Source organism: Bradyrhizobium shewense (assembly GCF_900094605.1).
GTDB lineage: Bacteria > Pseudomonadota > Alphaproteobacteria > Rhizobiales > Xanthobacteraceae > Bradyrhizobium > Bradyrhizobium shewense.
The window spans coordinates 16363-28313 of record NZ_FMAI01000010.1 but is presented as its reverse complement, the minus strand read 5'-3'; the positions used below and the strand labels follow the sequence as shown (position 1 = coordinate 28313).

Here is an 11951-nt window from a genome sequence, read left to right as displayed (position 1 = left end):
TGGGGTGCTAGAACGGCACGGACTGGGCGATTGCCGCCGCCTGCGGGCTGCGCCGGCCGCGCTTTGCCTCATGCTGGGTACGGCCCTCGCCGGCTGTGGCGACATGGGCCGGTTCCAGGCTGCCGCGACCCCGCCGACCGTTGCGATGCCCAAGCCGAAGCCGGCCGTCGCGCAGACCCCCGCCACCGAAAAGGAGCACGAGCGCATCCTGGCGAGCTACGGCGGCACCTATGACGATCCCAGGCTCGAATCACTCGTCAGCAAGACCGTCGACCGGCTGGTCGCGGCGTCCGACCGTCCCGACCAAGGCTACAAGGTCACCATCCTCAATTCCGGCGCGGTGAACGCCTTCGCGCTGCCGAACGGCCAGCTCTATGTCACCCGCGGACTTCTTGCGCTCGCGAGCGACACCTCGGAATTGTCCTCCGTGCTCAGCCACGAGATGGCGCATGTGCTGTCCAAGCACGCCGCGATGCGCGAGGACCAGGCGCGCCAGGCCGCGATCGTTACCCGCGTCGTCACCGACATGAGCAACGATCCTGACCTCACCGCGCTCGCGCTGGCCAAGACCAAGCTCACCATGGCGAGCTTTTCGCGCAAGCAGGAGTTCGAGGCCGACGGCATCGGCGTCAGCATTTCCGCCAAGGCGCATTTCGATCCTTACGGTGCGGCACGCTTCCTTTCGGCGATGGAGCGCAATGCCGAGCTGAAGGCCGGCAAGAGCTCGCTCGATCCGCGGGCGCAAGACTTCACCTCGTCGCATCCGGCGACCCCGGAGCGCGTGCAGAACGCGCAGACCATTGCGCGGCAATATACTGCGCCTGAAGGCGCCGAGCGCGACCGCGAGACCTATCTCGCTGCGATCGACAACCTCGTCTACGGCGAAGACCCCAGCGAGGGTTGTGTCCGCGGCCGCCGCTTCCTGCATCCGAAGCTCGGCTTCACCTTCCAGGCGCCGGACAATTTCACGCTCGACAACACCGCCCAGGCCGTGATCGGCGTGCGCGAGGGCGGCGCACAGGCGATGCGTTTCGACGTGGTGCGCGTGCCGGCCGAGCAGTCGCTCGGCGACTACCTCAACTCCGGCTGGATGGAGGGCGTCGAGAAGGCGTCCACCGAAGACATCACCATCAACGGCTTCCCGGCTGCGTCCGCCGCCGCCAAGGGCGACCAGTGGCAGTTCAAGGTCTACGCGCTGCGCTTCGGCAGTGACGTCTATCGCTTCATCTTCGCGGCCCGGCAGAAGTCGACCGAGAGCGAGCGCAACGCGCGGGAGACCGTCAATTCATTCCGCCGCCTGACGCTGGACGAGATCCAGGCCGCCCGCCCGCTCCGCATCAAGGTCATCACCGTGCAGCCCGGCGACACCGTGGAGTCGCTCTCCCACCGCATGGCCGGCGTCGATCATCCCGCCGAGCGTTTTCGCGTCCTCAACGGGCTCGATCGCACCGCGCAGGTGAAGGTGCGCGATCGCGTGAAAATCGTGGCGGATTAGAGAAACGGGTGGTGCCGTAGGGTGGGCAAAGCGAAGCGTGCCCACGCATCTTTTGCGATTGAGAGAGATGGTGGGCACGGCGCGATGCGCCTTTGCCCACCCTACGACAGCTGTTGTGTGGCTGCCGCGTAAGCCTCAGCGCCCCGCGTCCATGTCGCCCGCCTCGCGCTGGCCGCTGAGCCAGAGCGCCAGCAGCGTCCAGAACGCGCCGGACAACAGATACGCACCCGAGGCGATGACGCCGAGATTGGTGGCGAGCAGCAATGCGACCAGCGGAGCGAAGCCGGCGCCAAACAGCCAGGCCATGTCCGAGGTCAGCGCGGAAGCCGTGTAGCGATAGGCCTGCTTGAAGTTCGAGGCGATCGCGCCGGAGGACTGGCCGAACGACAGGCCGAGCAGGATGAAGCCGATCACCATGTAGATGGTCTCGCCGAACGCGCCGGCATCGAGCAGCTGCGGGGCAAAGCCGCTGTAGATCGCGATCGCGATCGCCGATCCCATCAGCAGCGACTTGCGGCCGACGCGGTCGGCGATGACGCCGGACAGCACGATCGCGCCGACGCCGAACACGGCGGCGACGATCTCGATGATCAGGAAGCGCACCGGGCTTTCGCGGGTGAACAGGAACACCCAGGACAACGGAAACACCGTGACCATGTGGAACAGCGCAAAGCTCGCCAGCGGCGCGAACGCTCCCAACATGATGTTCTGGCCTTCGCTCGCGACAGTGTCGGAGATCCGCGCGGGCTGCAATTCGCGGGTCTCGAACAGCGAGGAGTATTCCTCCGTCGTCACCATGCGCAGGCGCGCGAACAGCGCCACGACGTTGATGGCAAAGGCGACGAAGAACGGATAGCGCCAGCCCCAGTCGAAGAAATCGTCGGCCGAGAGGTTGCCGGCGAAATAGGCGAACAGCGCGCTCGCCACGATCAGCCCGAGCGGCGCGCCGAGCTGCGGCACCATCGCGTACCAGCCGCGCTTGGAGGGCGGCGCGTTCAGCGCCAGCAGCGAAGCCATGCCGTCCCAGGCGCCGCCCCAGGCCAGACCCTGCGCGATGCGCGCCAGCGCCAACAGCCAGATCGCGGCAACGCCGATGTCGTGATAGCCGGGCAGGAACGCCAGCGCGACCGTGGCGGTGCCGAGCAGGAACAGCGCCGAGATCAGCTTGGCGGTCTTGCCGTAGGCACGGTCGACCGTCATGAAGATGACGGTGCCGATCGGACGCGCCATGAAGGCCAGCGCGAAGATCATGAAAGAATAGAGGGTGCCGGTCAGCTCGCTCGCGAACGGGAACACCAGGCGCGGGAACACGATCACCGAGGCGATCGCGAAGACGAAGAAGTCGAAGAATTCCGAGGTGCGGCCGATGATGACGCCGATGGCGATCTCGCCGGGACTGGCCTGGTCGTGGCCGTGCTCGCCCGTGTGGAGGTCTGCCATTGCGGGGGTCTGTGCCGTCGCCATTCGTGCGCCCTTAACGTCCTGAAAACCAAAGCCGACCGCCCGGCGGGCGCCGGGCAATCTGGCCTTCTCTGACCCAACATTCCGCACTGCAACATTGGACAAATTGTCCAATGTCCGGATTGTTGCGCCGCAGCTACCCGTTGGCCCCGCAAAAGAAACTCATTCTCAAAGGCTCGGCCCGTGTCTCGTCTCAAGATCCTGGCGCTACTACCTCTGGCTGCTGCGCTGAGCGGCTGCGACTACGTCGTGCTGGCGCCAGCCGGCGATATCGCTGCCCAGCAGCGCGACCTCGTCATCATCTCCACCGTCCTGATGCTCCTGATCGTCGTCCCCGTGATGGCGCTGACGGTGCTGTTCGCCTGGCGCTATCGCCAGTCCAACACGGCCGCTCGCTACGAGCCGGAATGGGACCACTCGACCAAGCTCGAGCTGGTGATCTGGTCGGCACCGCTACTGATCATCGTCTGCCTGGGCGCGCTGACCTGGATGGGCACGCATCTGCTCGACCCCTATCGCACGCTCGGCCGCATCCATGCCGACCGCGCCGTGGACCAGTCCAAGGCTCCGCTCGAGGTCGACGTCGTCGCACTCGACTGGAAGTGGCTCTTCATCTACCCGGATTACGGCATCGCCACCGTCAACGAGCTCGCCGCACCGGTCGACCGTCCGATCAAATTCCGCATCACCGCGTCCTCGGTGATGAACTCGTTCTACATCCCCGCGCTTGCCGGCCAGATCTACGCGATGCCGGGCATGGAGACCAAGCTCCACGCGGTGGTGAACCACGCCGGCACGTATAAGGGCTTCTCGGCGAACTACAGCGGCGCCGGCTTCTCCGGCATGCACTTCAACTTTAGGGGACTCGACGACAAGGGTTTTGACGCCTGGATCGCCAGCGCCAAATCCGCTGGCGGCTCGCTCGGCCGCGCCGAATATCTCCAGCTCGAAAAGCCCAGCCAGAACGAGCCGGTGCGCCGCTACGGCACGATCGACTCCGATCTCTACCGTCTGATCCTCAACATGTGCGTCGAGACCGGCAAGATGTGCCAGAGCGAGATGATGGCGATCGACGCCAAGGGCGGCAACGGCCATCAGGGCCTGAACAACATCCTGCCGCTCACTTACGACAAATACGCCCGCCGCGGCACCCCGCTCGGGCCGGAGCCGACCTTCGTGGCCGGCACCTGCACGCCCGATGCGCCGCAGGGCAAGACCACGGCGTCGATCACGGCTCCCGTCGACACGGCGCCGCTGCTCGGCGCCGGCCTGAAGCGGCCGAGCTTCGCGCCGCTCAAGTCCTCGTCCTTCTTCCTCGGACTGCGTCCGAAGTCAGACTCCTAAAGAGATCCCCGCATGTCTCCTGATCTTCTCAAGCTCATCTTCGGCCGGCTCGGCTTCGAATCGCTGCCGCTGCACGAGCCGATCGTCGTCGGCACTTTCGCGGTGGTCGCGCTCGGCGGCGCCGCGCTGCTCGGCGGCCTCACCTATTTTCGCCTCTGGGGTTATCTGTGGCGAGAATGGTTCACCACCGTGGACCACAAGCGCATCGGCATCATGTACATGATCCTCGGCATCGTGATGCTGCTGCGCGGCTTCGCCGATGCGCTGATGATGCGCGGCCAGCAGATGCTCGCCTTTGGCGGCTCCGAAGGCTATCTCAACGCCCATCACTACGACCAGGTCTTCACCGCCCATGGCGTGATCATGATCTTCTTCGTGGCGATGCCGCTGGTCACCGGCCTGATGAACTATGTCGTGCCGCTCCAGATCGGCGCGCGCGACGTGTCGTTCCCGTTCCTGAACAATTTCAGCTTCTGGATGACGGTCGGCGGCGCAGTGCTGGTGATGGCTTCGCTGTTCATCGGCGAATTCGCCCGCACCGGCTGGCTGGCTTATCCGCCGCTGTCGAACATCGGCTACAGTCCCGATGTCGGCGTCGACTATTACATCTGGGCGCTGCAGGTCGCCGGCGTCGGCACGACGTTGTCAGGCATCAACCTGATCTGCACCATCGTCAAGCTGCGGTGTCCCGGCATGACCATGATGAAGATGCCGGTCTTCACCTGGACTTCGCTCTGCACCAACGTCCTGATCGTCGCCTCTTTCCCGGTTCTGACCGTCGTGCTCGCGCTGCTCTCGCTCGACCGCTACGTCGGCACCAACTTCTTCACGAACGATTTCGGCGGCAGCCCGATGATGTACGTGAACCTGATCTGGATCTGGGGTCATCCCGAAGTCTACATCCTGGTTCTCCCGGCGTTCGGCATCTTCTCGGAAGTGACCTCGACCTTCTCCGGCAAGCGGCTGTTCGGCTACACTTCGATGGTCTACGCCACGGTCGTCATCACCATCCTGTCGTACCTGGTCTGGCTGCATCACTTCTTCACGATGGGCTCGGGCGCCAGCGTCAACTCGTTCTTCGGCATCACCACGATGATCATCTCGATCCCGACGGGCGCGAAGATGTTCAACTGGCTGTTCACGATGTATCGCGGCCGTATCCGCTACGAGCTGCCGATGATGTGGACGATCGCCTTCATGCTGACCTTCGTGGTCGGCGGCATGACCGGCGTGCTGCTGGCGGTGCCGCCGGCCGACTTCGTCCTGCACAACAGCCTGTTCCTGATCGCGCACTTCCACAACGTCATCATCGGCGGCGTGGTGTTCGGTGCCTTCGCCGGCATCTCCTACTGGTTCCCGAAAGCGTTCGGCTTCAAGCTCGATCCGTTCTGGGGCAAGCTGTCGTTCTGGTTCTGGGTCACCGGCTTCTACCTCGCGTTCATGCCGCTCTATGTGCTCGGCTTGATGGGCGTGACCCGCCGCCTGCGCGTGTTCGACGATCCGTCCTTGCAGATCTGGTTCGTCATCGCCGCGATCGGGGCCTTCCTCGTCCTCCTCGGCATCCTCTGCATGCTGATGCAGTTCGCCGTCAGCTTCCTCAGGCGCGAGCAGCTCAAGGACGTCACCGGCGATCCCTGGGACGCGCGCACGCTGGAATGGGCGACCTCCTCGCCCCCGCCGGACTACAACTTCGCCTTCACCCCCGTCGTTCACGACAATGACGCGTGGTGGGACATGAAGAAGCGCGGCTACCAGCGTCCGCTCACCGGGTTCAGGCCGATCCACATGCCCAGCAGCACCGGCACCGGCATCATCCTCGCCGGCCTCGCCACCGCAATGGGTTTTGGTTTGATCTGGTACATCTGGTGGCTGGCCGCCGCGAGCTTCGCCGCGATGCTGGTCGTCGGCATCGGTCACACCTTCAACTATCACCGCGACTTCGACATTCCGGCTGAAGACGTCATCCGGACCGAGGACGCGCGCACCAAACTGCTCGCCGGAGCCAGGTAAATGACTGTCGCTGTCAATCCCTCCCAAACCGGCGAGCCGGTCTTCTATCTCGCCGAAGAGCATCCGCATCCGGAAGGCTGGAGCACTTCGCTCGGCTTCTGGATCTATCTGATGAGCGACTGTCTCATCTTTGCGATCCTGTTCGCCACCTTCGGCGTGCTCGGCGGCAATTACGCCGCAGGCCCCGCGCCGAAGGACTTGTTCGACCTGAACCTGGTCGCGGTGAACACCTCGATGCTGCTGCTGTCGTCGATCACGTATGGTTTTGCCATGCTGACCATGCAGCAGAACAAGGTCGCGCAGACGCAAGTCTGGCTGGCGATCACCGGCCTGTTCGGCCTCGCCTTCATCGGCATCGAGCTCACCGAGTTCGCTCACATGATCCATGAAGGCGCCACGCCCCAGCGCAGCGCCTTCCTGTCGGCGTTCTTCACCTTGGTCGGCACCCACGGCCTCCACGTTTCCTGCGGCCTGATCTGGCTGGTGACGCTGATGGTGCAGGTCCAGAAGTTCGGCCTGATCGAAGCCAACCGCCGCCGCCTGATGTGCCTGTCGATGTTCTGGCACTTCCTCGACGTGGTCTGGATCGGCGTCTTCACCTTCGTCTATCTCCTGGGAGTTCTGCGATGAACACCGATACCCATGCCACGCACGCGGACGATCATCACCACGAAGGCGGCCACGCCCACGGCTCGTTCTCGACCTATATGCTCGGTTTCGTGCTCTCGGTCGTGCTGACCGCGATCCCGTTCTGGCTGGTGATGAGCGGCGCACTGCCGAGCAAGCAGATCACCGCGCTGGTCATCATGGCCTTCGCGGTCGTGCAGATCGTCGTGCACATGATCTACTTCCTGCACATGAACACGACGTCCGAGAACGGCTGGAGCATGATGGCGCTGATCTTCACCATCGTGATGGTGGTGATCGCGCTGTCGGGTTCGCTGTGGGTGATGAGCCACCTCAACAGCAACATGATGCCGATGCACCAGATGAGCGGAATGAAGTGAGCGAGGTCAGGACCGTGACAAGCAAGGCGAGCGGCGCGCACGGCAAGGCTGCGCATCCCTCCCTGTGGCTCACGGTCCTCTCGCTGACGGCCTTTGTTCTTCTGATCGCACTCGGCGTCTGGCAAATCGAGCGCCGCGCCTGGAAGCTGGCGCTGATCGACCGCGTCGAGCAGCGCGTCCATGCCCCGGCCCAGCCAATCCCCTCGCCCGCTTCATGGCCCGCCGTCTCCGCCGCAAACGACGAATACAGGCATGTCAGCTTCACCGGCCGCTTCCTGCATGACCGCGAGACGCTGGTCCAGGCCGTCACCGAGGAAGGCCCGGGCTATTGGGTGCTGACACCGCTCCAGCGCAACGACGGCACACAGGTCCTGGTCAACCGCGGCTTCGTGCCGTCCGAGCGGCGCGATGCATCGACGCGCCGGGACGGCAATCCGGACGGCCAGGTCGAGATCACCGGCCTGCTCCGCATCACCGAGCCGAAAGGCGGATTCCTCCGGAACAACGTGCCCCAGCACAACCGCTGGTATTCGCGCGATGTCGCCGCGATTGCGACGGCCCGTGGTCTGCACGATGTCGCACCGTTCTTCGTCGATGCCGATGCCGGATCACAATCCGGCAGCGGGCCGATCGGCGGATTGACCGTGGTCAGCTTTCCCAATAACCACCTGATCTACGCGCTGACGTGGTTCGCCCTGGCTTTCATGCTGGCGGGTAAACTCTTCGTCACATTCGGCGGCGGGCTGTTCCGCCGCAAACGCTTCGTCCACGAACCGGCCGGCGGCTTCGATGCCGTCGCCCGCAGGACGGGATCAGATGCTGGAACGATCGTCGAGCCGACCTGACGACGGGAAGACGCTTTCCCAGACACTTGCGCATGGCGGGCTGGCCGTCACGCTGCAATCGCAGGCCGACGCGCGCAGCGAGCTGATCGGCACGACACCGACCGACGACGAGACCAACCGCAAGAACATGGCGCTGCTGATCCAGCTGCGCTGGACCGCGGTGGTCGGCCAGATCGTGACCATCGGCGGCGTGCATTTTGGGCTCGGCATTCCCCTGCCGCTGGAGCGGATGGGCGCGGTGATCGGCGCGCTGGTGCTCCTCAACGTCTCCAGCCTCGTCTGGGTGCGCCACCGCGCCGCGATCACCAACAACGAGCTGCTGGTCGCCTTGATGCTGGACGTCGCCGCGCTGACCGCGCAGCTCTACCTCTCTGGCGGCGCCACCAATCCCTTCACCTCGCTGTTCCTGCTCCAGGTGACGCTCGGCGCGGTGCTGCTCGATGCCCGCTCGACCTGGTCGCTGGTCGCGCTGACCTGCGCGAGTTTTGTCTGGCTGACGCTGGCATACCGCCCGCTGGATCTGCCGCCCAACCCATTGAGCGAGACTTACACGCTCACGGTCGCCGGCATGCTGCTGGGCTTCGTTCTCAACGCCGTGCTGCTGGTCGTGTTCGTCACTCGCATCAACAGGAATTTGCGTGAGCGCGACGCGAATCTGGCCGCGCTCCGCCAGCATGCCGCCGAGCAGGATCACATCGTCCGCATGGGCCTGCTCGCCTCCGGCGCGGCCCATGAGCTCGGCACGCCGCTCGCCTCGCTCTCGGTGATCCTCAGCGATTGGCGCCGCATGCCCGATCTTGCCGCCGATCAGGAACTCGCCGAGGACCTCGCGGAGATGGAGACCTCGCTGCAGCGCTGCAAGTCGATCGTGACGGGGATCCTGGTCTCGGCAGGCGAAGCACGCGGCGAAGGCTCATCGCCGACGACGGTGACGGCCTTCGTGACCGCCCTGGTCGACGAGTGGCGCGACGCGCGCTCGGCGCGGACGCTCTACTTCGTCAACACCTTCGGCGCGGACGTCGCTATCGTCTCCGACATCGCGCTGAAGCAGGTCATCTTCAACGTGCTCGACAACGCCTACGAGGTCTCGCGGGAATGGGTCGAACTCGTCGCCGAGCGCGAGGGCGACAATCTCGTGCTGTCGATCAGCGATCGCGGCCCGGGCTTTGCGCCGGAGATGCTGGCGCAGCTCGGAAAGCCCTATCACTCGAGCAAGGGCCGCGCTGGCGGCGGGCTCGGGCTGTTCCTGGTGGTGAACGTCGTACGCAAGCTCGGAGGCAGCGTGACCGCCGAGAACCACAGGAAGCGCGGCGCCACCGTCCGCCTCACGCTGCCGCTCGCAACGCTCGCGATCGGAGGGAATTTTGACGCCTGACCGTTCGCTCATCGTCGTCGAGGACGATGCCGGCTTTGCGCGCACGCTGAAACGCTCGTTCGAGCGCCGCGGCTATGATGTCGTGCTCGCTGCCTCGATCGAGGACGTGCGGAACGTGCTGGAGGAGCGCTCCTTCGGCCACGCCGTCGTCGACCTCAAGCTCGGCGGCGCCTCGGGCCTTGCCTGCGTCGAGCTCCTGCACACGCATGATCCTGATATGCTGATCGTGGTGCTGACCGGCTTTGCCAGCATCTCGACCGCCGTCGAGGCGATCAAGCTGGGCGCCTGCCACTATCTCGCAAAGCCCTCGAACACGGATGATATCGAAGCCGCCTTCAACAAGGCCGAAGGGAACGCCGAGGTCGCACTCGATGCACGGCCGACCTCGATCAAGACGCTGGAATGGGAGCGCATCCACCAGACCCTGATCGAGACCGATTTCAATATCTCGGAGGCGGCACGAAGGCTCGGCATGCACCGGCGCACGCTAGCGCGGAAGCTGGAGAAGCGGCCGGTGAAGTAAGCCGCCACGCGTCGTTTGACGAAGACTCTCTCCTCTCGTCGTCCCGGCGAACGCCGGGACCATACCGCGGAATCTATCGTTGCGATCGGTAGGCGTACCGAACGACTAGTCTTCGTCAAACTTCTCCCTGGGGGTATGGGTCCCGGCGTTCGCCGGGACGACACCGAGTTTGTCGAGAGAGCTCTTGCACAAAGCTTCCGTCATTGTCTTGGAAAACATTCCCCAAACAAAAAGCCCGGCGCGAGGCCGGGCTTTTGATTGCTTGCGCAGAACGAAGCTGCTTACGCGGCCTCGTCGGCGACGGTGGTGTCGTCGCCATCGGTGTCGTCGGTATCGCCCTCGGCATCCGCCTCGCCTTCGGCGGCTTCGGACTTGGCACCGGTGCGGCGCGGGCTCTTGGCGAGCTGGGCCTCGATCTCCTTGACCGCTTCGGTCTCGGTCGAGTGCTGCACCACCGCGATCTCGCGGGACAGACGATCGAGCGCCGCTTCATAGAGCTGGCGTTCGCTGTAGGACTGCTCCGGCTGCGACTCCGAGCGATAGAGGTCGCGCACGACTTCCGCGATCGCGACGATGTCGCCCGAATTGATCTTCGCTTCGTATTCCTGGGCGCGGCGCGACCACATGGTGCGCTTGACGCGGGCGCGGCCCTTGAGCGTCTCCAGCGCCTTCTTCACCAGCGCCGGCTCGGACAGCTTGCGCATGCCGACATTGGCGACCTTGGCGGTCGGCACGCGCAGCGTCATCTTGTCCTTGATGAAGTTGATGACGAACAGCTCGAGCTTCGCGCCGGCGATCTCCTGCTCCTCGATGGCCAGGATCTGGCCGACGCCGTGAGCGGGATAGACGACGAATTCATTGGCCTTGAAGCCCTGACGCTGGGTCACGACCTTCTTTTCCTCGACCTTCGGCGCAGCGGCCGCCGGCTTCACAGCGGGCTTGGCGGCAGCGACGGGAGCCTTGGCAGGAGCAGCAACGGGAGCCTTCGACGCGGCGGGCTTGGCAGCGGGAGCCTTGGCGGCAACGGGCTTGACAGCAGGCTTGGCAACGGTCGCTTTCGCGGCCGGTTTGGCAGTCTTGTTAGGCATTGCGCTTCTTTTGTTCTTCGAGGACTTTGCAGTCGGCGCCTTCGTCGCGGTCCGACCTTTGGATGCGCTACGGCTGGCCGCGGCGACTTTTTTGGCCTCCTTATGGGAAGCCCTCGCTGAAGTACTCTTTTTACGCGTTTTCTGTGACACAGCCTGCGCGCGGAAACTGCCACGCCCCTGTTCGACATTTGGTTTCACGGGAACCCAGCGGGGCCAACGGGGCTGACAGGGTTCGGCTTAATGTGCCCAATATAGCACATTTCCCGCAAAAATCAATGATTTAGGGGTCTTGAGGGCTGGTTTTCGACGAAAGCGCCGCTATTAGGGTTAAGTTTGAGCCCGATTCAGTCGCCGGAGCCGGGGTTCGGAGAAAAATATTTCTCGAACTTGCCTTCCATGCCGTCGAATTCCTTGGCGTCGGCAGGTGATTCTTTCTTCTGGGTGATGTTCGGCCAGCTCTTGGCGTAGTCGGCGTTGACCGAAAGCCACTTTTCCAGGCCCGGTTCCGTATCCGGCTTGATGGCGTCGGCGGGGCATTCCGGCTCGCACACGCCGCAATCGATGCACTCGTCCGGGTGGATGACGAGCATGTTGTCACCCTCGTAGAAGCAGTCGACCGGGCAGACCTCGACGCAGTCGGTGTACTTGCACTTGATGCAGTTTTCAGTGACGACGTAAGTCATCCAACGCTCCGAAAAGCTCTTTTAAAAGTCGCGGCTTGCGTAGCGCGGATGGCCCTGCGCTGCAAGGTCGGGAAGGCCCGATCATGACGGCTTTGTGTGTTTGATCGACCAAGAACTGAA

At 64.2% G+C, this 11951-nt stretch carries 11 protein-coding genes; 8 read left to right on the top strand and 3 right to left on the bottom strand.

What is annotated here, in order from left to right; genetic code table 11:
• Nucleotides 1-70: 70 nt before the first annotated feature.
• Nucleotides 71-1495: a M48 family metalloprotease gene (locus GA0061098_RS19840; protein WP_129590900.1), complete on the top strand. Its 1425-nt coding sequence runs from the start codon at nt 71-73 to the stop codon at nt 1493-1495.
• A gap of 135 nt (nt 1496-1630) precedes the next feature.
• On the opposite strand, the gene GA0061098_RS19835 is transcribed toward GA0061098_RS19840, so the two are convergent.
• The gene (locus GA0061098_RS19835; RefSeq protein WP_091959675.1) at nt 1631-2959 is read right to left on the bottom strand and encodes an MFS transporter; all 1329 of its coding nucleotides are present in this window, start codon (nt 2957-2959) and stop codon (nt 1631-1633) included.
• A 180-nt stretch (nt 2960-3139) separates the two neighbouring features.
• Between GA0061098_RS19835 and cyoA the strand changes: the two genes are divergently transcribed.
• The 7 genes from cyoA to GA0061098_RS19800 are packed head-to-tail and all read left to right on the top strand — an operon-like array spanning nt 3140 to nt 10060.
• The gene (gene cyoA / locus GA0061098_RS19830) at nt 3140-4300 is read left to right on the top strand and encodes a ubiquinol oxidase subunit II (protein ID WP_091959672.1); all 1161 of its coding nucleotides are present in this window, start codon (nt 3140-3142) and stop codon (nt 4298-4300) included.
• Nucleotides 4301-4312: 12 nt separating this feature from the next.
• Nucleotides 4313-6310, top strand: a complete 1998-nt coding sequence (gene cyoB, locus GA0061098_RS19825; protein ID WP_091959668.1) for a cytochrome o ubiquinol oxidase subunit I — start codon at nt 4313-4315, stop codon at nt 6308-6310.
• On the top strand, nt 6311-6940 hold the full coding sequence (gene cyoC / locus GA0061098_RS19820) for a cytochrome o ubiquinol oxidase subunit III (protein ID WP_091959665.1): 630 nt from the start codon (nt 6311-6313) through the stop codon (nt 6938-6940).
• Nucleotides 6937-7317: a cytochrome o ubiquinol oxidase subunit IV gene (gene cyoD, locus GA0061098_RS19815; protein ID WP_091959662.1), complete on the top strand. Its 381-nt coding sequence runs from the start codon at nt 6937-6939 to the stop codon at nt 7315-7317. Before cyoC ends, cyoD begins: the two co-directional genes overlap by 4 nt.
• Nucleotides 7314-8162 carry an SURF1 family protein gene (locus GA0061098_RS19810; protein WP_091959659.1) on the top strand — a complete coding sequence of 283 codons (849 nt, stop codon included), beginning with the start codon at nt 7314-7316 and terminating at the stop codon, nt 8160-8162. The genes cyoD and GA0061098_RS19810 overlap by 4 nt, the downstream gene beginning before the upstream one ends.
• Complete coding sequence (locus GA0061098_RS19805) at nt 8134-9537, top strand: ATP-binding protein (protein WP_165637481.1); 1404 nt, start codon at nt 8134-8136, stop codon at nt 9535-9537. The genes GA0061098_RS19810 and GA0061098_RS19805 overlap by 29 nt, the downstream gene beginning before the upstream one ends.
• Nucleotides 9527-10060, top strand: coding sequence for a response regulator transcription factor (locus GA0061098_RS19800; protein ID WP_018316482.1), 534 nt, complete (start codon nt 9527-9529; stop codon nt 10058-10060). Before GA0061098_RS19805 ends, GA0061098_RS19800 begins: the two co-directional genes overlap by 11 nt.
• A gap of 281 nt (nt 10061-10341) precedes the next feature.
• Here GA0061098_RS19800 and GA0061098_RS19795 read toward each other — a convergent pair whose 3' ends face one another.
• Both GA0061098_RS19795 and fdxA read right to left on the bottom strand, forming a co-directional pair.
• Nucleotides 10342-11148 carry a CarD family transcriptional regulator gene (locus tag GA0061098_RS19795; RefSeq protein WP_165637480.1) on the bottom strand — a complete coding sequence of 269 codons (807 nt, stop codon included), beginning with the start codon at nt 11146-11148 and terminating at the stop codon, nt 10342-10344.
• Nucleotides 11149-11492: 344 nt separating this feature from the next.
• Entirely contained in the window at nt 11493-11831 is a 339-nt protein-coding gene (gene fdxA, locus GA0061098_RS19790) for a ferredoxin FdxA (protein ID WP_011082989.1), read from the bottom strand.
• Nucleotides 11832-11951 lie beyond the last annotated feature (120 nt).